Source organism: Lentzea alba (assembly GCF_011067745.1).
GTDB lineage: Bacteria > Actinomycetota > Actinomycetes > Mycobacteriales > Pseudonocardiaceae > Lentzea > Lentzea alba.
The window spans coordinates 45281-69485 of sequence record NZ_JAAMPJ010000015.1 but is presented as its reverse complement, the minus strand read 5'-3'; the positions used below and the strand labels follow the sequence as shown (position 1 = coordinate 69485).

At 68.2% G+C, this 24205-nt stretch carries 23 protein-coding genes and 1 pseudogene; 17 read left to right on the top strand and 7 right to left on the bottom strand.

Annotated features, from left to right (window positions below; genetic code table 11):
- The first annotated feature begins 43 nt into the window (after positions 1-43).
- From G7043_RS50175 to G7043_RS40265, 4 genes are read left to right on the top strand one after another with little or no spacing between them, the layout of a single operon-like run.
- Positions 44-1888, top strand: coding sequence for a fibronectin type III domain-containing protein (locus G7043_RS50175; RefSeq protein ID WP_166053984.1), 1845 nt, complete (start codon positions 44-46; stop codon positions 1886-1888).
- Complete coding sequence (locus G7043_RS40275; RefSeq protein ID WP_242643212.1) at positions 1885-2844, top strand: AAA family ATPase; 960 nt, start codon at positions 1885-1887, stop codon at positions 2842-2844. Before G7043_RS50175 ends, G7043_RS40275 begins: the two co-directional genes overlap by 4 nt.
- A gap of 3 nt (positions 2845-2847) precedes the next feature.
- Positions 2848-3969 (top strand): DUF58 domain-containing protein, encoded by a 1122-nt coding sequence (locus G7043_RS40270; protein WP_166053983.1) that lies wholly within the window; start codon positions 2848-2850, stop codon positions 3967-3969.
- Positions 3966-6044 carry a transglutaminase family protein gene (locus G7043_RS40265; RefSeq protein WP_166053982.1) on the top strand — a complete coding sequence of 693 codons (2079 nt, stop codon included), beginning with the start codon at positions 3966-3968 and terminating at the stop codon, positions 6042-6044. The genes G7043_RS40270 and G7043_RS40265 overlap by 4 nt, the downstream gene beginning before the upstream one ends.
- Here the strand turns inward: G7043_RS40265 and G7043_RS40260 are convergent.
- Both G7043_RS40260 and G7043_RS40255 read right to left on the bottom strand, forming a co-directional pair.
- Complete coding sequence (locus G7043_RS40260; protein WP_166053981.1) at positions 6041-7312, bottom strand: serine/threonine-protein kinase; 1272 nt, start codon at positions 7310-7312, stop codon at positions 6041-6043. The two genes, G7043_RS40265 and G7043_RS40260, sit on opposite strands and share 4 nt — an antisense overlap.
- 775 nt (positions 7313-8087) lie before the next feature.
- The gene (locus tag G7043_RS40255) at positions 8088-8396 is read right to left on the bottom strand and encodes a transposase (protein WP_207312381.1); all 309 of its coding nucleotides are present in this window, start codon (positions 8394-8396) and stop codon (positions 8088-8090) included.
- Between G7043_RS40255 and G7043_RS49655 the strand changes: the two genes are divergently transcribed.
- Positions 8385-8507, top strand: coding sequence for a hypothetical protein (locus tag G7043_RS49655; RefSeq protein ID WP_278186007.1), 123 nt, complete (start codon positions 8385-8387; stop codon positions 8505-8507). The two genes, G7043_RS40255 and G7043_RS49655, sit on opposite strands and share 12 nt — an antisense overlap.
- Before the next feature lie 41 nt (positions 8508-8548).
- Here the strand turns inward: G7043_RS49655 and G7043_RS40250 are convergent, their stop codons facing one another.
- Positions 8549-9148, bottom strand: coding sequence for a TetR/AcrR family transcriptional regulator (locus G7043_RS40250; protein WP_166053980.1), 600 nt, complete (start codon positions 9146-9148; stop codon positions 8549-8551).
- Positions 9149-9246: 98 nt separating this feature from the next.
- On the opposite strand from G7043_RS40250, the gene G7043_RS40245 reads away from it, so the two are divergent.
- Positions 9247-10737 carry a carboxylesterase/lipase family protein gene (locus G7043_RS40245; protein ID WP_166053979.1) on the top strand — a complete coding sequence of 497 codons (1491 nt, stop codon included), beginning with the start codon at positions 9247-9249 and terminating at the stop codon, positions 10735-10737.
- A 279-nt stretch (positions 10738-11016) separates the two neighbouring features.
- Here the strand turns inward: G7043_RS40245 and G7043_RS47850 are convergent, their stop codons facing one another.
- The gene (locus G7043_RS47850) at positions 11017-11349 is read right to left on the bottom strand and encodes a transposase (protein WP_242643211.1); all 333 of its coding nucleotides are present in this window, start codon (positions 11347-11349) and stop codon (positions 11017-11019) included.
- 51 nt (positions 11350-11400) lie between these two features.
- Between G7043_RS47850 and G7043_RS47845 the strand changes: the two genes are divergently transcribed.
- The 4 genes and pseudogenes from G7043_RS47845 to G7043_RS40220 all read left to right on the top strand — a co-directional run bounded on the left by G7043_RS47845 (position 11401) and on the right by G7043_RS40220 (position 15515).
- The gene (locus tag G7043_RS47845) at positions 11401-12039 is read left to right on the top strand and encodes a hypothetical protein (protein WP_207312380.1); all 639 of its coding nucleotides are present in this window, start codon (positions 11401-11403) and stop codon (positions 12037-12039) included.
- 145 nt (positions 12040-12184) lie between these two features.
- Entirely contained in the window at positions 12185-13456 is a 1272-nt protein-coding gene (locus G7043_RS40230) for an extracellular catalytic domain type 1 short-chain-length polyhydroxyalkanoate depolymerase (protein WP_166053977.1), read from the top strand.
- 50 nt (positions 13457-13506) lie between these two features.
- Positions 13507-14064: pseudogene (locus tag G7043_RS40225) on the top strand (methyltransferase domain-containing protein); the annotation flags it as partial.
- 209 nt (positions 14065-14273) lie between these two features.
- Positions 14274-15515, top strand: a complete 1242-nt coding sequence (locus tag G7043_RS40220) for a PQQ-dependent sugar dehydrogenase (protein ID WP_166053975.1) — start codon at positions 14274-14276, stop codon at positions 15513-15515.
- A gap of 216 nt (positions 15516-15731) precedes the next feature.
- On the opposite strand, the gene G7043_RS40215 is transcribed toward G7043_RS40220, so the two are convergent.
- On the bottom strand, positions 15732-16061 hold the full coding sequence (locus G7043_RS40215; RefSeq protein WP_166053974.1) for a hypothetical protein: 330 nt from the start codon (positions 16059-16061) through the stop codon (positions 15732-15734).
- Between the two features lie 92 nt (positions 16062-16153).
- Between G7043_RS40215 and G7043_RS40210 the strand changes: the two genes are divergently transcribed.
- Both G7043_RS40210 and G7043_RS40205 read left to right on the top strand, forming a co-directional pair.
- Complete coding sequence (locus tag G7043_RS40210; protein ID WP_166053973.1) at positions 16154-16678, top strand: hypothetical protein; 525 nt, start codon at positions 16154-16156, stop codon at positions 16676-16678.
- Between the two features lie 157 nt (positions 16679-16835).
- On the top strand, positions 16836-17327 hold the full coding sequence (locus G7043_RS40205; protein WP_166053972.1) for a hypothetical protein: 492 nt from the start codon (positions 16836-16838) through the stop codon (positions 17325-17327).
- Positions 17328-17387: 60 nt separating this feature from the next.
- Here G7043_RS40205 and G7043_RS40200 read toward each other — a convergent pair whose 3' ends face one another.
- Positions 17388-18161, bottom strand: coding sequence for a class I SAM-dependent methyltransferase (locus G7043_RS40200; protein ID WP_313888317.1), 774 nt, complete (start codon positions 18159-18161; stop codon positions 17388-17390).
- Between the two features lie 635 nt (positions 18162-18796).
- Here G7043_RS40200 and G7043_RS40195 point away from each other — a divergent pair.
- From G7043_RS40195 to G7043_RS50170, 5 genes are all read left to right on the top strand, one after another.
- The gene (locus tag G7043_RS40195) at positions 18797-19453 is read left to right on the top strand and encodes a tyrosine-type recombinase/integrase (protein ID WP_242643210.1); all 657 of its coding nucleotides are present in this window, start codon (positions 18797-18799) and stop codon (positions 19451-19453) included.
- A gap of 174 nt (positions 19454-19627) precedes the next feature.
- Positions 19628-20443, top strand: a complete 816-nt coding sequence (locus tag G7043_RS40190; RefSeq protein ID WP_166053971.1) for a hypothetical protein — start codon at positions 19628-19630, stop codon at positions 20441-20443.
- Positions 20444-20733: 290 nt separating this feature from the next.
- Complete coding sequence (locus G7043_RS40185; RefSeq protein ID WP_166053970.1) at positions 20734-21465, top strand: MerR family transcriptional regulator; 732 nt, start codon at positions 20734-20736, stop codon at positions 21463-21465.
- 320 nt (positions 21466-21785) lie between these two features.
- On the top strand, positions 21786-22151 hold the full coding sequence (locus G7043_RS48920) for an IS3 family transposase (RefSeq protein ID WP_166053969.1): 366 nt from the start codon (positions 21786-21788) through the stop codon (positions 22149-22151).
- Positions 22152-22160: 9 nt separating this feature from the next.
- Positions 22161-22643 carry a DDE-type integrase/transposase/recombinase gene (locus G7043_RS50170; protein ID WP_313888339.1) on the top strand — a complete coding sequence of 161 codons (483 nt, stop codon included), beginning with the start codon at positions 22161-22163 and terminating at the stop codon, positions 22641-22643.
- Positions 22644-22784: 141 nt separating this feature from the next.
- Here the strand turns inward: G7043_RS50170 and G7043_RS40170 are convergent, their stop codons facing one another.
- Complete coding sequence (locus G7043_RS40170; protein WP_166053967.1) at positions 22785-23753, bottom strand: hypothetical protein; 969 nt, start codon at positions 23751-23753, stop codon at positions 22785-22787.
- Between the last annotated feature and the right edge of the window lie 452 nt (positions 23754-24205).

Sequence of the window (24205 nt, the reverse complement as noted above, 5' to 3'; positions counted from 1 at the left end):
GATACCAGATGTTTCGTGTACCGGCGTCGCTACCCTTCGTACCGTGAGTGAGCGCAAGCACTCCCGCTGGCCGCTGCTGGGACTGGTCATCGCCGTCGTCGCGACCGCGACGCTGGCACTGACGGGTGCCGCGCAACAGGTGCCCGGACTCGAGTTCATCTCGCCAGGGCACTGGATCGCGAACCCGGAGGCCGGGCTCGTCGTCCACGTGGACGGTGCGACCAAGAAGCCCGACACCCAGATGTCCGTTCCCGGCCTCACGCCCGGCAGCCAGGTCGTACAGGACGGAACCCGCGGCTACGTCGTCGGCGAGAACGACGTCACGATCTTCGGCAAGTCGACGCTGTCCGTGGAGGCGACGGTTCCGGCGCCTGTCAAGGGCGAGCGGCCGGTACCGATCGAGACCGCGGGCGGGGCCTACTCGGTCTTCCGGCAGAGCGGCCAGATCGTGCGCCTCGGACTGGATCCGAAGGTGATCTCCGCCGGAGGCCCGGTCGGACCGCCGGTCGCCACCAGCGACGGCACGGTGTGGGTGCACCGCACGGACTCCGGGGAGATCTGCAAGGTCGCGCGTGGTGCGGCCGGAATCGACTGTCCCGTGGTCGCGCCGCCCGGCCACTCCGGCGCCCTCACCGTCAGCGGCGGCAGGGTCGTGTTCGTGGACTCCACCGCCGACACGATGAGCGTGGTCGAGGCGAAGGGCCTCGGTAGCGCCGTCAAGCTCGGTATCGACGTGCCGCCGGACGCCCGGATCGCCACCGCGGACGCCGCGGGCAGGCTGGCGGTGCTCGATCCGTCCGGGAACCGCATGCACCTCGTGGAAGCCCGTGTCGACGAGAAGGGTGCGCTCGCCGAGCAGCGCCCGCCCGCCGCGACCGTGCCGCTTCCGGCTGGTGAGTACGACGTTCCGGCCGTCAGCGGTGAGTCCGTCGTGTTGCTCGACCACAAGAGCAGCTCGGTGCGCACTTACGACGTCGAGGGCCGCGAGAAGCACACCACGTCGATTCCCCAGGAGAAGGGCAAGCCCGAGATCGTCCGCGGCGAGGACGCACGCGTGTACGTCGACGGCGGCGAGGGCAAGCACGTCGTCGTCGTGGACAAGGACGGTTCGCTGCAGCCGGTGCCCGTCATCGGCGCGAAGCCGGAGGCGCCGCAGCAGCCGGTGCCGCAGGCGGCGGACAAACCCGCGGACAAACCCGCAGTCAAGCCCGCTGACCGGCCGGTGGCGCCGCCGAACACGGGCAGGCCGGTACCGCCGCCCGTGCGGACCAACCAACCCAAGCCACCCCCTCAGACACCGCCTCCGATCCCGGTGACCCCGCCCGGCATGCCGCAGAACCTCGCGATCGCCATCTCGACGAAGCAGGTCGACGCGACCGTGACGTGGGGTGCCGCGCCCGCCAACGGCGCACCCGTGACCGCGTACCACATCTCGTGGCAGAGCGAGGGCGGCCGTTCCGGCTCCGCGTCGGTGCCCGGCACCACGCTGTCCTATGTCGTCAAGGGCATCTGGCAGGGCACGGACCACCCGTTCACGGTCACCGTGGTCGCGCAGAACAGCGCAGGGCCGGGAACGCCGGCGACGGCACGCCAGGTGCCGCCCCAGAGCATCAAGAAGATCAACCTCACCAAGGGCTCTCTCGCACCCGCATGCGACAGGTCGGACTGCTATTGGATGCACATCGTCATGACCGGGTTCGAGCCGAATACCTGGTACAAAGTGGACCCGCACTCGACGGCCCCCGGATACTCCAACCCGGGCCACAGCCTCACGACCGACGAGCAGGGCTCCGCAGTGCTCGACGCCTTCTACTACCACGGCGCCGGCCACACCGTGTGGGTCACGGCCGGCGGGGTGGAATCGAATCGCCTGAGGTGGACGGAATGAGTCAAATGCGTGCGGCCGCGGTGTTCTCGGCGATCTCCGACAACGTCCAGCTGGTGGTCAGGGGCAAGCCCGACGTCGTGCGGCTGGCGATCGTCGCGCTGCTCGCCGAGGGACATCTACTCATCGAGGACGTGCCGGGCTTGGGCAAGACGACGCTCGCGCGGTGCCTCGCGCGCAGCATCGGCGGGAGCTGGAGCCGCATCCAGTTCACCCCCGACCTGTTGCCCGGCGACATCACCGGAGTGACCGTCTACCACCAGAAGGACGAGAAGTTCACGTTCCATCCCGGCGCGGTCTTCGCGAACGTCGTCGTGGCCGACGAGATCAACCGCGGCACGCCGAAGACCCAGTCGGCGATGCTCGAGGTGATGTCGGAGCGCCGGGTCACCGTCGACGGGGTTGCGCACGAGGTGCCGTCACCGTTCCTGGTGGTGGCGACGCAGAATCCGATCGAGATGGAGGGCACCTACCGGCTGCCGGAGGCGCAGCTCGACAGGTTCCTGCTGCGGCTGTCGGTCGGCTATCCGGACATCGCCGACGAGGTGTCGATCATCATGAACAACTGCACCGGCATGAACGCCGACCGGCTGGGGCCGGTGGTCGAGATCGCCTCGTTGGTGGAGGCGATCACCGAGGTGCGCGGGTTGTTCGTCGACGGGGCGATCTGCGAGTACGCGGCCAGGATCTGCGCCGCGACACGGATGCACGCGTCGGTGAGGTTCGGCGCGAGCCCACGCGGCAGCATCGCTCTGGTGCGGGCCGGGCAGGCGCTGGCGGCGACCGCGGGTCGTTCGTTCGTCACGGCCGACGACATCAAGTACGTCGCGGTGCCCGCGCTCGCGCATCGGCTCGTGCTGACCGCGGAGGCCGAGCTGAAGCAGCGGTCCGCCGCGGACGTCGTCGCGGAGGTGCTCGCGACCACGCCTGCGCCCACGATGAGCGCCGCGGGCCGTTAGATCATGCGGCTGACCGGGCGGGGCACCGCCGTGCTCGTGGTGTCGCTGGGACTCGGCGTGGCCGGGTTCTGGGGGCGCTACCCGTTGTTCCTGCTGCTGGCGGTGGCCGGGCTGGTCGCGGTCGTGGCCGCGGTGTCGATGACGCTCCGGCGGGTGGGTGTCGAGGTGACGCGGGACGTGTACCCGGATCGGGTCGAGCGGGGTTCACAGGCGCTGGGAAAACTGAAGGTGCACAACAACTCTGGGAGTTGGCAGCGCGGTTTCCTGGCTCGCGACACCGCCGGTGGGTTCGAACGCACGGTCCAGGTGCACGGCCTCGCACCGGGTGCCTCGCGGCCGTACGACTATCACCTGCCGACGCCGGTGCGGGGCAGGATGCCGGTCGGTCCGCTGACGTTGTCCCGCACCGACCCGTTCGGCTTGGCGCGCAACAGCTTGACCGTCGGCGACACCGTGACGCTGTGGGTGCACCCGCGCTCGTATCCCGCGCTGGCGCGGACCGGCGGCTTTCCGCGCCACCACCACGAGGGCCGGTCGAACGAGCACCTGCGCGGCTCTCTCGACCTTCGTGAGCTGCGCGAGTACCAGCCTGGCGACGAGGTGCGCGACATCCACTGGAAGGCGACCGCGCGCACCGGCCAGTTGATGGTCAAGGAATCCGCCGATCCGGACCAGCCCCGGCTCACCGTCGTGCTCGACACCCGCGCGTCCTCGATGCCGGAGTCCGGTTTCGAGGAGGCGGCGGACATCGCCGCCTCACTGCTGCGCTCCGCCGCTCTCGCCGGGCACCACGCCAGGCTGCTGACGTCGTGCGGCACGGACCTCGCCACAGCGGGTGGGCCGTTGGCGGCACGGCAGTTGCTCGACCAGCTTTCCCTGCTGCGACAGAGCACCGCGGCGGGAACCCTGTTGTCGACCGTCCGGCATCAGGGTGGCTGCCTTGCCGTGGTGACGTCCGGATCCGCGGACGTGGCGGAGCTCTCCGGGCTTCGCTCCCGGTACTCCTCGATCTCCGTGCTCGCTCTCACACCGGACGGGAACGCCACTCACGTGCCGGGTGCGCGAGTGCTGGCCGCCGCCGACGCCGCCGGAGTGGTGGCGTTGTGGAACGAGGTGCGGGCATGAAGGAGCGTGTGCCCGTCGCGCTGGTCGTCCTCGCCGCCGCACTGGCCGGGCTGTCTTTCGCGCCGATTTTCGGTGTCGGCGCGCTGCTTCCGGTCATCGCGGTGGTGGCCGTGGTGACCGGCGGCGCCGCGCTGCTGTGCGAGTCGCTCGTCGCGTGGCGGCCACTCGTCGTCACGCTCGCCGGACTGCTGGCCGTCGTGGAAGTGCTGCTCTTCCCCACAACCGCTCTCGGACTTCCCACCGGCACGACGCTCGCCCAGCTTGCCGAGGGCGTCACCGATTCCTGGCAGCTCACCCTGCAGTCGACGTGGCCCGCCCGGCCAGAAGCGCGGCTCATGCTGTTCGTGCCGCTGCTTGTGCTGCCTGCGTGCGTGTTCGGCCTGGAAATCGTGCTGCGCCTGAAGAAGCCGGTGCTCGCACTGGTCCCCAGCTTCCTCCTCGTCGTGCTGAGCCAGCTGTTCGGCGCGCTGACCGGGCTCGCCGCCGTGGTGGCCGCGCTCTCTTACGTCGCTGTCGCCGCAGGGCTCTTCGTGGTGAGCCGTCCGTCGGACGAGCACCAGTCCGCGCAGGCGTTCCTGCCCGCACCCCTGGTGGTCACCGCGTTCGTGGTGGTGATCGGCCTGCTCGTGCCGATGCCCGGTCCCGCCTACTCGCTCAAGCAGAACCAGCTCGCGCCGGTGTCCGCCAGGATGACCAGTCCGCTCGACGACGTCGCCTACCGGCACGCGCATCCGGATGTCCCGGTGTTCAGCGTGCGGACGTCGTGCGACGAGTGCGCGCCCGACCGGTGGCCGATCGTCGTGCTCGACACCTACGACGGCGTCACCTGGGCGCCTGGCAGCCGGTACCGCAGGCTCGGCACCGAGCTCGAGCCGCCCGACCTCGACGTCCCGGTGCACCGCAGGGACGCGGTGATCAGCCTGCACGAGCCGGGAACGACGTGGTTGCCGAGCCAGACCTGGCCCGCCACCGTGAGCGGAGCCGACCCGCTGGTCGAGGAAACCGAAGGCAGCCTGCTCGTACAGAGTCCACTGAGGACGGACACCGGCTACGGGTTGAGCTGGTGGGAGCCAGAGTTCGATGGGTCGCTCGACGGTTTCGCGATCGACCCCGCCCTGGGCGGCCAGAACGGAGTCGGCACGCCGCCGCCCGGTGTCTCCGAGCTGGCCACCGAGGCGGTCAAGGGAGTCAGGTCCAGCTTCACGTCGGCGTTGCAACTCGAACGGTACCTGCGGGAGAACTACCGGCGGGTGGACGGCGCCGGCGGGCACAGCTGGCCGCAACTGCGCCAGTTCCTGCTGGACACCAAGGAAGGCACGAGCGAACAGTTCGCCGCCGCGTACGTGGTGCTGGCGAGGATGCTCGGCATCCCGGCCCGCCTCGTCGTCGGTTACCGCACTCCGGAACGGAAATCCGGCGGTGAGTACGTCATCCACAACGAAGACGTGCTGGTGTGGCCGGAGATAGCCGTCGCGGGCGTCGGCTGGGTGCCGCTCGACCCAGCCGATGCGGCACCGCGCGGTGCGGGCAAGAACAACGGCCTGACCGCCGCCGCGCAGAACGCGCGAGACAAGCTGCCTCCCGCTCCGGTGAACCCGCCGGTGGCTCCCGGCTCGTCCCAGCAGACCGATCAGAGCGGGCAGGACCGGCCGCTCCCGATCGGCGCCACGCTGATCTCGGTCGCGGTGCTCATGCTCGCCTGGCTCGCCGGGGTGCCGTCCGCAAAGTGGATCAGGGCTCACCGGCGACGGCGCAAGCCGGGAAGTGCTGCCGTGCACGGCGCGTGGCTGGAGGCGCGTGATCGGTTGCGCGAACACAGAGTGCGGCTCACGGTGGGAATGACTCCGTTGGAGATGGCCGTGGCCGCGGCTGAGGCGGGTCTACCGGCCGCCGCGAACGGCATGCGGATGCTGGCGTCCACAGTGGACGTCGCGATGTGGTCGGGTGCGGCGCCCGGCGCGCAGGTTCGCGACGACGCCTGGGCCGCCGTGCGGGCGGTCCGGCGTGGGCTGCGCGCACGCGGTCTCGCCGCGCGGCTGCGGGCCGTCATCGATCCGCGGACGCTGAAGCCCTAACGCTTGCAGGTCCCGCCGCGCAACGACTTCGGCTTGCTCTCGTAGATTTGGTTGCCGTCGGTGCCCTGCACGACGAAGCAGTACCTGCGGGCCGGGTCCACCTCGACCTTGAGCGAGCGGTTCTGCTTGGCGGGCAGCACCTTCGGCTGCTCACCCTCCCCCACGACCACAACGGCGAACACCAGCTGTTCCTGGCTCTCCCACCGCAGGTCCACGTGGTCGACGTTGTCGACGGGCTCGACCAGCGCGACGACGACCGCCTTCGCCGGCGAGGTCGGCACGTAGGTGGACGCACCGCCCCGCACCGGAGGATCGCTGCGCATCAGGAACACCCCCAGCGCGACGACGAGGAGCAACCCGGCCGCACCGGCTATCACCGGCAACGCGGGATGCTTCCTGCCGGTCGTGCCCGGCGCGGAGACGAACACGGGGGTGCCCTGTGGCATCGGAGGACGGGGCGGCACAGGGGCCGGGGCGGAGGCCGCGGACAGCCTGCCAAGCCACGTGGCCACGTCGCGCATGCTGCCGGGGCGGAGCGCCGGATCCTTCGCGAGCAGCGCCCTCACCAGTTCCGCGAGTTCGTCGGGCAGGTCGGGGCGGTCAGGCCGGGGCACGGTCGAGCCGAGCACGCGGAGCTTGCGGTCGTCCGGGTGCTCGCCGAGCCGCGCGGGATGCGGTGACAATCCCGACAACGCCAGGTGCAGCACGGCACCCAGGCCATAGAGGTCGGAACGTTCGTCGGCGGTGCCGCGCTCCAGCGTTTCCGGTGCGAGGAAGTCGATCCCGTCGCCACCCTCGTGCGGGAACGCCAGGCGCAATGTGACGCCGAAGTCCGCGAGCACGGGCTCACCCGACGGCCGGTACAAGACGTTGCCCGGCGTGACGCCACCGTGGACGATGCCCGCCTCGTGCGCCGCCGCGAGCGCCTCGGAGAGCCGCCTGCCGAGGGCGATCGCGTCCGGGATCGGCAGTGGGCCTTCCTCCTCCACCACATCTGTCAGCGACTGCGTGCACAGCTCCATCCGCAACGCGGTGCGGTCGCCGAGATCTTCCAGCCCGTCCACGACCAGCACGGACGCCCCGGCGCGCAGCGGCGCGAGGCGGGCGAGCTCACGTTCGACCTCGGTGCGGGTACGGCGCGGCAACTTCGCGCGGAACACCTTGAGCGCGACGGCCTCCCCGGTGTCGGCGCGGATTCCCGCGTACACCGTCGCCCTGGGCCCGGTGCCGCGTGGCACCAGGTCGCCGAAACCGTGATCAGTCCCCATCGCGGGCTCCATCCTAGCGACGCCACCCTGTGGGGTGCCAAAACGTGGCGCAATAGACCTGACCTGCACATCAAGCCGCTACAGGTTCGTACTCGTTGATCAAGCCGCCGAGCACTCGCCGACGACGTACGGATCTACAGGTTGGGTCTCTGGTCGGGTAGTCGGGTCGTGGTGGAGCGTGGTCCCGCGCTCTGCGTGGCCGTCGGTGGTTGTAGTGGGACACGTAGCGGTTCAGCACTGACGTCAGGTGATGCTCATTGATGATGAGCAGCCGGCCTGTGAGCTCTCGCCTAACAGTGCCGACGAACCGCGGGAATGGCCGGGATCCGGCCGGAGCGGCCGCCGCACTGCGGATAGTCTTGGACGATCGGGCGCGAGTGCTTGGCGATGATCATCCGCACACCCTTTCGACGCGGGGAGTCATCGCGCGGTGGCGCTGGCGCACCGGAGATCCCAGCCGCGCGGCGACGGAGCTCGAAGGGATCGTCGCCGACCGTGCTCTGGCATTCGGTGCCGACCACTCCAGCATCCTCGTCGATCTGGTCGACCTGGCGCGGCAGCTGCGCACTCGGCCGGGCCTGTGGGGCTCCAAAACACGGCCCAAGTGTCTGGCCTGCGCATCAGGCGGCTGGAGGTTCGTACTCGTTGATCAGCTGCGCAAGGTCAGCGGTGTCGCGGGCACCTGGATCTCACACCGTCGACGCGGCGATCGCGACACTGATTCTGTCTGCCTGAAGTGGCTCTGGCTCAAGTTTTGTGGTCCGGCAACGGATTGTCACGCCAGGAGGGTTCGTTTGCGGAGCAGGTGGAATCCGGCGCGGCCGAACATCTGGCGTTTGAGCATCTTGATCCGATTGACGTGTCCTTCGACAGAGCCTGAGTTCCACGGCAGGGTGAGTCCTGCAGTGACTGCGGGCAGGTCGCGCAGGAGGCTGGCGGCGAAGTTGTGCAGCCTGGACAGGTCGTCGGCCTGGATCTCGTTGATCCACTGCGGAAGGCGTTCACCCTGGAGCCGGACGAGCATGTCGGCGAAGGAGCGGACGTGGCGGGCGAGCGCGTTCAGTTCCGGGCAGTGGGCGAGCACGGACGCGAGCACAAGGCGGTGGAATGGCGCATCGAGAGGGGAGCGACCTGGTCGATCTTCACTCGCGTCGCGATCGGCGTCGTGGACCAGGCCGGGGAGCGGCCGGACTAGAGCGGATCTTGTCCCAATCTGCCCCCGCGTCCGGGGGCAGGTCACGTACTGCTGAACAGCCGGTCCAGGTGCACGTCGATCGCGGCGAGCGCGTCCTGGGGCTCGATCACGTCGAGTTCGATCAGGGAGGTGAAGCCGGTGAGGGCGAGGAGCAGGTTGGTCTCGGTCGCCGGGTCGTGGCTGGAGTCGATGTGCCCGTCGGCGATCGCCTGGCGGACCAACTGCTCGACGAGGGCCCGCCCTTGGACGAGGCCGCGGCGCGCCTGCTCGTGCACGGCCTCGTCGTGCAGCGCCTCCAGGACGTAGGCGGCGCTCATCCGGCTGGTCGCGCGGGCGTCGGCATGCAGGGGAAGCATTTCCGCGAGTGTCAGTCGCAGCACGTCACGGGGGTGCGGGCGGTCACCGAGCTTGTCGAGGCCCTGGTGTACGCGCATCGAGGTCTGCTCGGACGCGAGGTCCATGGCGAAGGAGAGCATGGCGGTCCGGGAGGCGAAGTAGTGCTGCAGCTGCCCGAGTGACATGCCCGCCTCCTGCGCCACCACGCGCATCGTCAGCTGTGTGACGCCGCGCTGCTCCACCACCCGCCACAGTGCGCGAGCGATCGCTTCGCGGCGTCCGCGGTGATCCACCTGTTTCGGCATCGCCGGCCCCTCCCTCGTACCCCGAGACTGTTCCAATACGGTTGACATAATACATCTGACCCATAACCCTGGGGGTCCGCTCGAGGGAGGGAGTCGGCATGTCCGAACAGCCAGAGGTACGGACCACGGAAGGCGTGGTGCAGGGGCGCCGGCGGCAGGGGCACACGGTGTTCCGCGGCATCCCCTACGCCCAGCCCCCGGTCGGAGCGCTCCGCTTCGCCGCGCCCGCGCCGCCGCACCGCTGGGAGGGGACGAGGCAGGCGGTCGAGTTCGGCCCCGTGGTGCCGCTGTCCCTGCCGATCGCCGTGCCCCCGCAGGGCACCGACTGGCTGACGCTCAACATCGGCACTCCGGATCCCGGCGCGGCGGGACTGCCGGTGCTGGTGTGGATCCCCGTGGGCGGCTACCTCTCGGCGGCGTCGAGCGACCCGATGTTCGACCCGGCGGCGCTGGCCGAGGCGGGAGTGGTCGTGGTGACCATCAACTGCCGCGTGGGCGCGGAGGGATTCGCATTCCTCGACGACGTGCCGCCCAACCGCGGATTCCTCGACCAGATCGCGGCGCTGGAGTGGGTGCAGCGCAACATCGCCGCCTTCGGAGGCGACCCCGGCCGGGTCACCGTGGGCGGGGTGTCTGCCGGGGCGGGCTCGGTCGCCGCCCTGCTGACGATGAAGTCCGCGCGCGGCCTGTTCCGGCGGGCCATCGCTCATTCGGTGCCGGGGCTGTACAGCACCCCCGCGCTGGCACGGCAGGTCACCGCCGCGTTCGCGGACCGGCTCGGCGCGGCGGGCCCCACCGCCGAGGCCCTGCGCGACATCGACCCCTGGCACCTGGCCGCCGAGCTCACCTCCTTCAACGCCGGCCTCCACGCGCACCGGGAGAGCTGGGGACGCCTCACGGAGACCGGCACCGCGCTGTGCCCCGTCGTCGACGGTGAGGTCCTCCCGGAAACGCCGTGGCCCGCGCTGACCGGCGCGCGCGCGAGCGGGACCGAACTGCTCGTCGGCCACACCCGGGACGAATTCCGGTACTTCAGCGTCATGAGCGGACGGTACGGCACCTTCACCGAGCAGGACGCCCACGCAGCCCTGGAACTGCTCGCCCCGCAGCCGGACGGCGCGCGGGCCTACCGTGCCGCGTTCCCGCAGGCAGGCCCGGAGGAGCTGGTGGAGACGGTGTACTCAGACGCCCTCTTCCGCATGCCGTCACAGAAGCTGGCCGAGGCGAACGCCGCAGCCGGCGGCACCTCGTACCTGTTCGAACTGTGCTGGGTTGCCCCGGCCCTCGGCGGCATCCTGGGCGCCTGCCACAGCCTCGACATGCCCCTGGCGTTCGGCACGCTGGACAGCCCCGTCGGCACCCAGCTCATCGGCGAGGAGCCCACTCCCGAGGCCGTCACGCTCTCCCGCGAACTCCAGCAGGCATGGGTCCGCTTCGTCACCACCGGCGACCCGGGCTGGTCCGCTCACCGGCCCGGCGAGCACCTCACCCGCGTCCTGGACACCGAGTCCAAGACCCTGCCCTACCCCGAACAGGCATCCCGCCAGATCTGGGAAGGCCACTCTCCCGCCCCCTTCGATCTCTCGTAATTTGTCCGGGCCGGCTCCTACGACTGCGACGCCGCCACTCACCTGCCCATCGGGGACAGCGCGAATTGGCGTACAGCCAGGCAACACCCGGCCCGCTTGGCATCAGATCCCACCCGAGGTGACGGACGACATCAAGAGCCGGGAGAGGACCCAGGTCACGGATGATCCCGGCCAGGGCCCGGATGGGCTCGCTCTCCGTCTCCCTCCGCCACACCAGCGCGAACGGCAGCGGCTCCAGATCGGTGACCGTGTGCGTGCCGAAAATTACGTCCGCACAGGTCAAGCGGCATGCCGATACTCGTGGATGACTCCGCCGAGACGGTCCCGTCGGAGTACCGCGAGGCGTTCGATCTGGCCAGGTCCAAGAGGTTGTGGTCGGTCTCGCAAGGGCGCTGCGGCGGCGAGGGATCGGTGGGTGCGGTGCTGGTTGTAGTGCCGCTCGTACTCGCGCAGCGCGTGCCGTAGGTGGGCTTCATTCCAGATCAGAGTGCGGTCCAGCAGTTCGGCGCGAAATGTCTTCACCCAGCGTTCGACGATGGAGTTCATGCGGGGCATCCGGACACCGGTTAGTACCGTCACAATCCCCGCGGAACCAAAGAGATCGTCGATCAACGCAGGGTATTTGGCGTCTCGATCACGGATGAGAAACCTAATCCGCGCAGCGTGTCTGGTGTCCTCGAGGTCCATGAGCAAGTTCCGGATGGCCTGGGTGACCCATGCATGGGTGGGGTGCGCAGTGGTGCCGGCTATCCATACACGCCGGCTGGCGTGGTGGATGACGGCGAGAATGTACTGTCGCTGCCCAGGCGGCACCTGGAGTCAAAGGCGCTTGGCGGCTTGGCCGGTGCCGCGTTCACGTCCTGCCTCGGTCTCGCGCTGGTCATCGGCGGTGCCGGCATGCCGTGGATGACTTCCGCGGTCGCGATCGCCGCTTTCGCCGTAGTCGGTTTCCTTCTGCCGGACCTCAAGGTGCGTGAGGCAGCTCGACGCCGCCGGTCCGCTTTCCGACACGTGTTGGGCGCCTACCTCAACCTCGTCCGCATCCTGCTCGCTGGTGGAGCTGGAGTGGACTCAGCGCTGTCCGATGCTGCCGACGTCGGTGCGGGTTGGGCGTTCCACCAGCGCACTGCCCCGGCCTCACCCACGGTCGAGGACCGCGCGGACCTCGGTGGTGCGAGAGCGAAGAATCTTGATCTTCGTTCTCCCGGACAACTTCGAGGACCCACTTTTCTTCTCGTTGTCGAACAAAGTCGAATTACCTCCTACCGCTGCGGCACACCAGGACTCAAAGGCGTCCAATGAACGACCATTGGCACCAACGCCGCATTTGCCGGCCCTCCGCAATCTGATCAACGACTCCCGTCCGGCGATATAGATCGTTGTCGATAACGTTTTCGATGGCTAACCTCAGCCGCGTCCGCCTCGGCGAAGGAGGAAGCGACCTGTCATGAAACGCACCGGCATCAAGGCACTCTGCGCAGCCGCGAGCACGCTCCTCGGCCTACTCGCGCTGACCGTCGTCCCGCCGGCGGCCGCGGCAACGCTCACCGAAGTCACCGGCTTCGGCGCCAATCCCAGCAACCTGCGCATGCACCTCTACGTCCCGGACCGCGTGGCGCCGAAACCCGCCGTGCTGCTCGCGGTGCACTACTGCGGCGGTAGCGGTACGGCCTTCCACTCCGGCACCGAGTTCGCCCGGCTCGCCGACCAGTACGGGTTCGCGGTGATCTACCCGACCGTCACGCGGGACAGCAAGTGCTTCGACGTGTCCTCACCTCAGGCGTTGCGCCGTGACGGAGGCAGTGACCCGGTCGGGCTCATGTCGATGGTCAACTACGTCCTTCAACGTCACAACGGTGACTCCAGCAGGGTTTTCGTGACCGGTGCGTCGTCCGGCGCCATGATGACCAACGTCATGCTCGCCAACTACCCGGACGTCTTCAACGCGGGCGCGGCGTTCGCCGGGGTGCCCGCCGGTTGCTTCGCCACCACCAACGGCTCCGAGTGGAACAGCGAGTGCGCCAACGGAACCCTGCTTCGCACCCCACAGCAGTGGGGCGACATCGCCAGGTCCGCCTACCCCGGCTACACCGGCAAACGGCCGCGCGTGCAGCTCTGGCACGGAACTCAGGACGACATCCTGCGCTACCCGAACTTCGGCGAGGAGATCGACCAGTGGACCAACGTCCACGGCCTGCCGACGACGCCGACCTCCACCGACTCTCCTCAGGCGAACTGGACGCGCACGCGGTACAGCGACAAGGTCGAGGCGATCTCGTTGCAGGGCACCGGGCACTCATTGCCCGCGGGCGGCATGGCGTTGCGCGCCATCCAGTTCTTCGGGCTGGACACCGGCCAACCCCCGACGACCACCACCACGACTCCCCCACCGGGAAGCTCCACGTGCGCCGTCGGCTACGCGGTGAACCCGTGGAACACCGGCCTCACAGCCCAGATCACCATCGCCAACACCGGCAGCACGGCGATCGACGGCTGGACGCTCGACTTCGCCCTGCCGGGCGGGCAGCGCATCACCAACGGGTGGGGTGCGACCTACGCGCCGGACAGCGGCACGGTGACAGCACGCAACGTTGACTACACAGCCAGGATCGCGGCCGGGTCATCCGTCCAAATCGGACTTCAGGCCACCCACAACGGCAACCCGGGCGCGGCCACGTCGTTCCGCCTCAACGGAACCACCTGCACGGCCACGCCGTGAGCGAGTGACCGGGGTCGACGTCGCACCGGAGATGCTCTCGCAGGGCTCGCGAGCAGGAGACCGGCGCCGGGCCGGCGGTGACCTACTGGCTCGCCGCGGCCGAGGACACCGGTCTGCCGGCCCACGCCTGGGACGTGGTGTCCGCCGGGCAGTGCTGGCACTGGTTCGACCGGCCGCGGGCAGCCGCCGAGGCCCGTCGGCTGCTGGCGGAGGACGGCGTGTTGGCCATCTGCTACCGCGACTACGTGACCACACCGGGCTCGGTCGCCGCGGCCAGCGAGGAACTGGTGCCGGCCCATCACCCTGGCTGGCCGTTGGCCAAGGGCATCGACAGCCACCCGGAACGGATCCACGACCTCGGCACGGCGGGTTCGACCACGTGGAGACGTTCGCCTTCGGCATCACGGTGGAATTCACGCACGAGCAGTGGCGGGGACGCATGCGCAGTTCGAACGGGGGTCGCGGCAAGCCTGCCCGCCGCCGCGGTAGCCGCATTCGACTCCGACCTCGCGCGCCTGCTTCGTCAACGGTTCCCGCAGGAACCGCTCACGGTGCCGCACCGGTTCTGGGGACTGGTCGCCCGGTGCGGCCGGCGGCAACCGCACTGACCCTCCAGTTGTCCCCCGGCTGTCGGCCCAGCCGACTGGATCCAACGGGTGAGCCCCGGGATCACGGTCGTGTCCTTGCCGCGCTGTCGATCCCGTACTCCTTCTGCGGCCAGAGGAGGCAGGACGGCGGCTGGATGCGGTTGGGAAGTCGGGGTACGTTGGGAGCGCTCCCAGAACGTGTCTTTCACCCCTGCTCGAGGAGCCGAACCATGTCGCGACGGCGTTGTCGCCCGGCCGCCCTGCTGGCCGGTCTGCTCGTTCTCGTCCTGTCCGCGTTCCCGTCACCTTCGTTGTTGGCTGGCAGCACCGCCGCGGCCGACACGTCCCACACTCGCGCGGTGCCACTCACCGAGTTGACCGTGGTGTCAGAACGGGTCGCGTTCGGTCTGCGGCGTCCGATCGCGCTCACCGGGCTGCCGGACGGACGGATGCTGATCGCCGAGAAGGACGGCACCGTCCGCGCCTACCACCCCGACACCGGCTTGGCGAGCCAGCCAGTGCTCGACCTGACCGCCCGGATCGACACGTCGGACAACGAGCGCGGCCTCCTCGGCATCACGCCCGCGCCGAACTTCGCGCGGACCGGGATCCTCTACGTGGCCTACACGAGCCTGCCGGCGGGCGCGCTCACCCTGGCGCGCGTGCCCCTCGGCGCTCCGGACCGGCTGCAAGTGCTGCTCACCCAGGATCACGCCGAGTACGGCAACCACAACGGCGGACAGGTCGCCTTCGGCCGCGACGGGTACCTCTACTGGTCGACGGGCGACGGCGGCCACGCCAACGACCCGTTCAAAACCGGTCAGGACCTCGGCACCCTGCTCGGCAAGATCGTGCGGATCGACGTCAACCGCACGTGCGGGGCGCTGCCTTACTGCGTGCCTCGCGGCAATCCGTTCGTCCGCGTGCCGGGCGCGCGGCCCGAGATCTGGCTCTACGGGCTGCGCAACCCTTGGCGGTTCTCCGTCGACCAGGTCGACGGCTCGTTGTGGATCGGTGACGTCGGCCAGGGACTGGTGGAGGAGATCAACCACATCCGCCCGTGGCAGGGCGGGGCGAACCTCGGCTGGTCCTGCAAGGAAGGCACCCCGGTGTTCGACCCGCAGCAATGCCGGCCGGGCGTGCGGTACACCGACCCGGTCTTCGAGTACGACCACTTGAACGACAATTGCTCGGTGACCGGCGGCGTGGTGTACCGGGGGTCCCGGACCCCGGCGGCATGGGGGACCTACGTCGCGAGCGACTACTGCTCGACGCGTGTGTTCGCCGTGCGTCCCAAGCCCGAGGGCGGCTACGACACCGCCACGATCGGCAACTTCCCCACCCAGCCGACCGCGATCGGCACCGACGTGCACGGCGAGCTGTACGTGCTCAGCGATCTCCCGGGATGGCTGAACCGAGTGCGGTTCGAGCGGGTCCCGCCAGCGGTTGGCGGCGGGCTCGCGAACCGCTGAAACCCCAGAGCGATCTCCCGCATCGCACGGTCTTCGGGGACGGCCACCGTCCGAGTGGCTGTCCCCTGCCCATCCCGATGCGGGCCTCGCAGGGCTCGTCGAACGCTCCCCCGTTGTGGTCGAAGCCCGCAACTAGCCGGCCTGTTGTCCCTGCGCCACAAGGCGAGCGTTGACGGCCTGAACGAGCGCCGTCGCGTGCGGCTCGTCACGGGAGGTCTACCCACGCATCGCGTCGCACGACACGACCCTGCCGTCGCCCATCAGGAACGACACGCGCTGGATGCGCCCCTGCTCGCGGTCGACGCCCCTGATCTCGTCCCACGGCAGGAACCGGTCATGCCACGAGTTGCGCACGAGCACCCGTCCGGCCTCAGTCACCAAGAAGTACCGGAACCGCTCGTTGCTCGGCTGGCCGAGTTCATGGCAGACCTCACCGCCGCTCAGCCCTCCGATCAGGCCGTGGGCCTTCGGCCGGTTCCTCCTCCGGGCACGGCATGAGCGTGCCGACGACCTGGCGGCACCGATGGAGCACGGCACCACCGCCATTCGGCGTACGTTGACCATCGACCACTTACCGGCACAGTCAGCCTGAAGATCACCTGTGGTAGGAAATGGCCAACTACCACGAAAGAGCATTCATGCTGACCGAGTTCCTGCGTGATCAGTTCTTCACGACGGCGTGGTTCGGCCTGATGTCGTTCGTGTGGTTCGGCTGGGCGCAGGAGGACCCGCCCCGGCGGTGGCGAGTCTGGCTGGGTGCGGGCTCCGCGCTCGGTATCGGGCTCGCCGTGGCCTTCGGGGTGCTGACCTCGATGAACTGGGACCACCCGACCGCATTGGAAGGCAAGTACGCCTGGTTCGGCGTGTTGGTCGCGGCCGAGGTCGTCGTCGCGGGGGTTGGGTGTCTCGTGCTCGCGAGGCGCGGAGCCTCCCGGTGGATGGCATGGTGGGTCGCGATCGTCGTGGCCGCGCATTTCCTGCCGCTCGCGCTGTTGCTCAGCGACGTCGGTGTGGCGGTCGTTGGCGTCGTTCAGCTGGTAGCACTCGGGGCAGTCGTTCCCCGCCTGCGTGTCGCCACCACGCCGAGCAGCCGCCTGGCCGCGCCGATCATGGGCACGAGCCTTCTGGTGAGCGCGGTGATCGCCGCCGTGCTCACGGTGTAGCGACATGCCCCTGTCGCCTCGCAGGCGCCAGGACCAACCTCGGAATCAACCCGTGCCGCTGTGAAAGTCACCGCTGCACGTCAAGCATGTCCTGCGCCCGCTCAGCTCCGCCTAGCTGCATGCGACATCGGGTGGCATCACGTAGAAGGCCAGGATCATGGCCAACAGGTTGACGAACATCCGCACATGCCGCGGAGCGGTCGCCAAGCCCAGCTGGCCACGTGTCGCGCCGGTGGCAGTGGGTGTTGTCGTCGCGATCGTGTTCGGGGCCTGGGAGTTCACCACGCGGCACTCGGCGACTCCCGATGTCGTCGAGGGCTGGGCGATGCCGAACGCGCACGGGACAGCGATCTCGTTGCACGACAGCAACGACACCCGCGCCGGTGACGGCTACATCGTCACCGGCGCGTCGTGGGCCGGCCGGGACGGCCTGTGGCACGACGGCGCGGATGGGCCCACTTGCATCGGTACCGACACCGCCACGAAGACCCGCGTGCGTTGGGCATCGTGGATGTGGAGCCCGGCGAGGAAGGGAACGGCGGGCCGCGTGTGGTGTGGTTGCGCTGCCTCTCATAGGCCTCACCAGCCGCGCTCGGCACAGGCGTCGTTTGCCCACGATCAGCCCCAGAACGCACGCCCATGCCGATGAGAGAGCGCAAGCCTCCTGCGAGCAACCGCGCTGTCCGGCCAGGGACCGTGAGGCCGTTGTCTATACCTTGCTCGCCACCACCATGTAGTTCTCGGCCTCAGGGTTGAACGTGCTCATTTCCGTCCGAAGTCCGACCCGGTGCAACTCGACTTCGAGTTCGTCGTACCGGTAGGGCCAGCACGACAGCAGTTCCGAGCGGACAAGAACCGACCCAGCCGCATCAACTTGCGCGACCGCAATCTCGATGTGGTGCTCCTCCTCCCAACGCGGTGCAATCTCCCAGCGGTAGACCACGACGGCATCGCGACCGTTCCGGCGGACGAGTCGGTCACTGATGTCCAGTCGGGAACCTTTGGCCCTCACGAGTTCCCACGTGCGGGAGGTGAGCACCAAGCGCCCGCCACGGCGCAGAAGCCGTGACATCGACTCCAGAGCAGCAACCCTGCCTATCGCGCCGACGGCATGGTGCAGCGAGTTGCCAACGCAGAACACCATGTCGAAGGTGACGTCATCGAAATGGTCGGGCAACTCTTCCCAGTCTGCCCGCACTGTCCGAACAGATGCCCCGAACTCCTCTGACAACTCCGCAGTCCGACGAACCATCGCTTCGCTGGCGTCAGTTGCGACAACCTGGATGCCAAGACCGGCGAGGCCCACCGCCAACTGTCCGGTTCCGCACGAACAATCGAGGACGTAGGCGTTCGACGGCAGGAGACTGAGGACGTCATCGAACGACGCAGCGAACTCGGCCGGAGCCAGCTTCGCATCGGAGATGAGCCACTCGTACACCTCGGCAAGCGCGTCATAACCCGTCACAACTACTACCTCCGTCACGCGGCCCACTCGCGGTGGCACATCAGTACATCAGCGGAGCAAGTCGGTTCACCAATGGTTTCGCAGGGGCAACCCGTCCGCTCATGCCGCTAAGCGGTGGGAGAGAGCGTCGCCTCGGATGGGATCAGGCCGTTCGGTCTTCTTTGGCCAGGTCGTCGATGAGCCATCGCAAGGCGCTTACTGCGTTCGAATACCGCAGGTACCTCGGGTTCTGGTTCGACTTGGGCTCGCAGTCCTCCCCGCATACGCCGGAGTTCGTCGATCATGCCCTGTAGTCGGTCTGTGTCCGTCATGCCGGCGAGCCTGGCTGGTCGGCGGATCTCCGCCCAGTCCTCCACGTTGAGCACTCCCTGCTATCGACGGGGGTCCGTTTTCACCCGTCGGTAGGGGGTCAGTTTTCACGCGTCGCCGACACCGACCTGAGCGACACGGTGTTACGACTGGCGGCACTGGCTTACCTTGGCCGCTACACCGGTATCTCGCGGACACACTCGGAGTCAGATCTGCGGATCTTCTTCGCCTGGTGCCAGGAGCGCGAGCTCGCACCGCTAGCAGCGGGACGGGCACAGATCGAGCTGTACGTGCGGTGGATGCAGGAAGTCCGGCGGTTCAAGCCCTCCACGGTGTCGCGCAGGATGTCGGTCGTCATCGGCTTCTACCGCACCTGCGTCATCGACACCGTGCTCGAGCACTCGCCAGCGGAGTACGTGCGGCGCCCGGTCGTGCCCAGCGAATCGCCGACCCTCGGCCTTTCTCATCTCCAGTTCGAGGCGCTGCTGAGCGCCGCGCGGGAATCGGCCAACCTGTTCGACTTCGCGTTGGTGGCGATGCTGGGCCTGCTGGGATTACGGGTGTTCGAAGCCTGCGCCGCAGACATCAGCGATGTCGGTGAGGAACATGGGCACCGGGTTCTGCGCGTAGTCGGGAAAGGCGGCAAGGTCGTGCCGTTGCCGCCGGCGGTCGGGCGGGCGATCGACCGGGCCGTCGCCGAACGCGACCACGGGCCGATCCTGCTCAACCGGCGAGGCGCGCGCATGGACCGGCATTGCGCAACTCGACGGCTGCGCAGGCTGTCCGAGGTATCGGTGGTACGGCTGCCGCGGATGCATCCACACATGCTGCGCCACACCTTCGTGACCACGATGCTCGACGCGGGCGTCGACCTGCGGGACGTGCAGATCGCGGGTCGGCATGCCGACCCGCGCACGACCATGCGCTACGACCGAGCCCGCAAGAACCTTGATCGACACCCGAACTACGTCCTGGCGGCATACATGGCATCCGCAACCTGACACGCCACGCCCTGTTCTGCCGATTTGGGTGTGTTTGCCGCAAGCGGTGAGATGCTGCTGACGGCATGGCTGGAGGCACCCTTGCCTTACTTCAGTCAGGTGTCCGGGGATCACGGTTATCGTTTGGCGTGATGGGGGTGGGGGTTGTACGCGTTCTGTCGATACGCGGCCGCGTTGGTGCTGGTCGTCTATGGGTTCGCGAAGCTCACAGGGGCGCAGTTCACGGTTCTGTCATCCGAATTAGACAAGCCATTGGGCGATGTCTCCGGTTTCTGGCTGACCTGGCATTATTTCGGCTTTTCGCCGATCTTCGGCACCTTGGTTGCACTGGTCCAGATCACCCTCGGCGTGCTGCTGTGCTGGCGCAAGACCACATTGATGGCCGCGTGCGGCGGGCTGGGCCTGCTTACCACGATCACGCTGATCGACCTGACCTATGGCGTCGACGCGAGCGGTACCGTGATGGCGGCGGTCACCTCCGCGTGCCTGGGTGCCGTGGTGGCCCAGCATCGCGCTGACTTGGTGCGTGTTTTCTGGACCGACCAGCACTCCACCGACACCCGAAGTAAGCGTGCGGTCATCGTGAGGGTGATCATCCAGGCGGCGGTGTTGGTCGCCGCGTTCGCCGGCACACACTGGATCGCCAATGAGAACAACCGTGCGCCCACGCCGCTGGATGGCGCCTGGCAGGTCCGTACCGGGACCCACCAGCCGGCCGGCACCGTTCAACCTGTCGAGCGCCTGTACTTCGAGTACAACCGCGCCCACCTGGCGGTCTTCCGCTTCGGCAACCAATGGATCGAGCACCATTTCGAGGTCGACCCCACGCGGCGAGAGCTGCGGATATGGGAACAATGGCTCCGCAAAGACACACCCCTGTTGTTCAACGGTGTCTATGAGCTGACCGGCGATCGCCTGGTGATCATCGGAACCTTCGACGACAACGCCTCACCTGTACGTCTCGAACTCACCCGACTCAGGAACCGCTGAACACCGACCAGTCCAACGCCCGCGGACCTCGCAGCCACTGGATCCGCATTCCAACGCACGCTCACGCCGAAGCGAGGCGCTGGCCCAGCGAGCGCAACGCACTCACGTGCCGATGTGAGGATGCCAGTCACATCGAGGCGCTCCCTCCGCTGGTCGATGGCATCTTGGCCGGTGTCCGCTCGTGCCGCGGTCGAGCGTTGGCGATGCACAACCGTACCAACATCGAGCAGTGCATGGAGGTGTCCATGTCCTCTTGACCCTCGGGTTACCCGAGACGGCATGGTGGACGGGTGGCTGATTCGGAACTGGTGGCGATCGGGCGGTTCGCTCACCTCACTGGACTGTCGATCCATGCCCTACGGCACTACGACGACGTCGGCCTGCTGACCCCGAGCGAGGTCGACCCGGTGTCTGGTTACCGCCGCTACAGGCGTGACCAGGTCCGGCTCGCCCGCTTGATCGGCGAACTGCGGTGGATCGACCTGCCCATCGAGGAGATCCGCCAGATCCTGGCAGACGACGGCAAGGCGGGTGACGTGCTCGCCGCCCACCGGCGTCGGCTGGAGCGCCAGCGCAGCCTGATCAGCGCTCGAATCGACGACATCGACCGTGTTACGACGAAAGGGATCTCCATGTCCGCTCCGCTGTCCGGCTGTCGGCCGGTCCAGATCAAGATCGCCGTGGACGACACACCGGCGTCGATCGCCTTCTACCAGTCCGCTTTCGACCTGCGCTACGACGTGACCCGGCGCTCAGATGAGCAGGACCACTCGTCGTTCCTGTTCGGCGAGTACGGCCAGGACGGCTTCTTCCTGCTTCATTTGATCAACGACCGGACCGACACCGATCGCCCTGGACCGACGACCTTCGGACTGCTGGTCGACGACCTGGACACCCGTCACTCCCAGGCGCTCGCGGCAGGGGGCATCGAGGTCGTGGCACCACGTGACCGGACGGGAATGCCGCGCAGCTCAGCGGTCAAGGATCCCAGCGGGAACTGGATCTGGCTGTACCAGGGATGAGTCCGCCGACAGCCACCTGCTGAACATCCGCTCATGCCGCCGAGCGTGCACGGCCGGCCCCGGACAGACAGAGCCGATGAGCCTTGGGAGCACGGCGTGGGAGCAGATTGGGAACAACTCCGCAGGTTGAACATGCCATAACGGTCCTCAATGGACCTGAACGGACCCGCGCCGACCTGCAAGAGGCTCGTTTCCGCAGGTCAGCGCGGTGTCGGTGCCATAGTTCGCACAGAAGGAGTCCTCGGATCGACCTGGACTGCGCCCAAATGCCCTGAACCGCAGGTCAACAGCGCCCCAAAAGAAGGTACGAAGCGGTCACGGTGATCGCCTCGGAAGGACGATCAGTCCAACTCGCCTGCCGTGTCCTCGGGGTGTCCGAGTCCGGCTACTACGACTGGCGAGACCGGGCTCCCTCACCGCGCGCGATCCGCCAGGCCTGGCTCACCGACCTGATCCGCGAGATCCACATCGAGTCGTTCCAGGTCTACGGCGCCCCTCGGGTGCACGCCGAGCTCACCCTCGGACGCGGGATCACCGTCGGGCACAACACAGTCGGACTTCTCATGCGCCGCAACGGGATCAAGGGCCTGCCCAACCGACGCCGGCCGCGACCGAAACACGACACACCCACCGCCGTGGACCTGGTCGACCGCGATTTCGCCCGTGCGGCGCCAAACACGTTGTGAGTCACCGACATCACCGAAAACCCGACCCGCGAGGGCAAGGTGTATCGCGCGGTCGTGCTCGACGTGCACTCCCGCCGCGTCGTCGGGTGGTCGATCGACTCCGGCCAGACCGCCGCCCTGGCGACCAACGCGCTCGGCATGGCGATCTCGAACCGGTCCCCACTCCCCGCCGGCACAGTGATCCACTCCGACCACGGAGTGCAGTTCACATCCTGGAGCTTCACAAAGCGTGCCAAGGAATCCGGGCTCCTGCCGTCGATGGGGTCGATCGGCGACCGCTATGACAATGCCATGATCGAATCGTTCTGGGGACGTGTGCAAACGGAGTTGCTCGACCGCCGACGATGGCGCACTCGTATCGAGTTGGCCAACGCCCTGTTCGAGTATCTCGAGATGTTCCATAACCGCCGCCGACGCCACACGGCTCTGGCACGCTCACGCCGATCGAGCACGAACTCCACGAACTCCAGCACGCCAAGATCGCTCCAGTAGTCTGAACTCCAGTTACCCGACTCCGCCAACACGGACAGGATCATCCACGCCACCACGTCGTGGGGTCCGGTCGAGCGGTCGGCGAACCAGCTGAACCTGAGCAGGTTCGTCCGAAGTGACGGGACTGTCTTGATCCTGGTCTCAGCGCAGCACGAAGACGCGCAGGAGTCCCCACACCGCGGACAGCAGGAGGACGAGACCCGCCAAGCTCAGCGCCAGCCACCTCAGGTCGCGTTGCCGTTGCAGCCTGGTCGGTGCACGGGTGTCGTCCAGGTGGGCGAAGACGGGTGCGAGCTGCTGCAGCAGCGCCATCTCGAGGCTAGTGGCGCGATCGGTGCTGAGGCGGACCGGTTCCGCGGTCCAGTCCTCGCGGAAGTGCAGTGCTGCTCGGACCGTGTGGTCGTCGGCGTCGGGCAGGGGTGCGAGGTCGGGCAGCGGGTGCGGGAACAGGTCGGCCACGTCGGAGCGGAAGTTGTCGTACTCCCAGTTCCCGAACGGGAGCAGGACCACGACGCGGCGCGGGTCGACGGTTGCTCTGACCTGGTCGAGCTCCCAGCGCAGTCCCTCACCCCGTCCCGCACCGATGAGGACCAGCTGGGAGCGGTCGAGGAGCTCACGCACCGTCTCCCGCCAGTCGTCGCCGACGTAGACACGGGACGCACCGGCCGGTGGAAGTGGCTCGCCGGGCCGCCCGATCGCCACCAGTGGTCCGATCCGGGCGAACGCACGGGCGAGCCGCTCCTCCTCGGTCCGGAAGTAGTCCATCGCGGTCTCACCGGTGCGCGCCAGCAGATCGTCGACCAGGAACGAGCGCAGGTAGAGCACGGGACGACGGGGATCGGCCCGGAGCGCGGACCATCCGTCTGCCGAGGTGTTCCGCTTGAACCCGACCCAGCACCTGACGACGGCATGCCTGCCGACCGGCTGGCAGATCAGGTGGGCCGCGACGAGGCCGACGAAGTAAAGGGCACCACCGCCCAGCCGGTCGGCCGTGATCGCCAACGCCACCACGACCGCGAGGATCAGCACGCAACCGGCGACGACGCAGCAGAAGTACGCCGCGGCGCGCGGCTTCGATCGGCCATGCGTGCGTTCAGGGTTTTCGCTCACGTCCGCCCCCCACGGCCACTGCTCTGTGCAGAACAACCCGGCCGAGCTGTTGGCCCAGGACACTGCAGCACTCCTGGGTGCAGAGGACGAACCTTGCCCTCTCGGGTCGCGAGAGTAGACCCGCACACGCCACCAGGCCGGTGTTATCAAAGGAAAAGCGGACATGAATGTGGTCAGTGCGTTGGGCTCGGTCAACTGGATCGCCCCCGCCAGAGTTTCTCACTCGGGCCCAGGATGATCAGCGACGAGGCGCGTCGCTTGGCTCCATAGCGCACCGCTATGCCCTGCCCCCGGATCACTGGCTCGACGGGATCATCCACATCGGACGCATTCCCCTCGGTAGCATGCTGGAATGGCTGCGGGCCTGGACTGGGCGGAGTTCGAGCGGATCCTCCACGACGGCGTGGTGCGGACTGTCACGGCGGCGGTGCGCGATCGCACCGGCGAGCGGT

Bases quoted from the DNA above. Each gene is read 5' to 3' on its own strand.
- G7043_RS40265 (WP_166053982.1), top strand. From the start codon at position 3,966: ATGAAGGAGCGTGTGCCCGTCGCGCTGGTCGTCCTCGCCGCCGCACTG.
- G7043_RS40195 (WP_242643210.1), top strand. From the start codon at position 18,797: ATGTCGGTCGTCATCGGCTTCTACCGCACCTGCGTCATCGACACCGTG.
- G7043_RS40220 (WP_166053975.1), top strand. From the start codon at position 14,274: ATGTCGCGACGGCGTTGTCGCCCGGCCGCCCTGCTGGCCGGTCTGCTC.
- G7043_RS40250 (WP_166053980.1), bottom strand. From the start codon at position 9,148: ATGCCGAAACAGGTGGATCACCGCGGACGCCGCGAAGCGATCGCTCGC.
- G7043_RS40275 (WP_242643212.1), top strand. From the start codon at position 1,885: ATGAGTCAAATGCGTGCGGCCGCGGTGTTCTCGGCGATCTCCGACAAC.
- G7043_RS40205 (WP_166053972.1), top strand. From the start codon at position 16,836: ATGGCCAACAGGTTGACGAACATCCGCACATGCCGCGGAGCGGTCGCC.
- G7043_RS40210 (WP_166053973.1), top strand. From the start codon at position 16,154: ATGCTGACCGAGTTCCTGCGTGATCAGTTCTTCACGACGGCGTGGTTC.
- G7043_RS40270 (WP_166053983.1), top strand. From the start codon at position 2,848: ATGCGGCTGACCGGGCGGGGCACCGCCGTGCTCGTGGTGTCGCTGGGA.
- G7043_RS40230 (WP_166053977.1), top strand. From the start codon at position 12,185: ATGAAACGCACCGGCATCAAGGCACTCTGCGCAGCCGCGAGCACGCTC.
- G7043_RS40215 (WP_166053974.1), bottom strand. From the start codon at position 16,061: ATGGCGGTGGTGCCGTGCTCCATCGGTGCCGCCAGGTCGTCGGCACGC.
- G7043_RS40260 (WP_166053981.1), bottom strand. From the start codon at position 7,312: ATGGGGACTGATCACGGTTTCGGCGACCTGGTGCCACGCGGCACCGGG.
- G7043_RS40245 (WP_166053979.1), top strand. From the start codon at position 9,247: ATGTCCGAACAGCCAGAGGTACGGACCACGGAAGGCGTGGTGCAGGGG.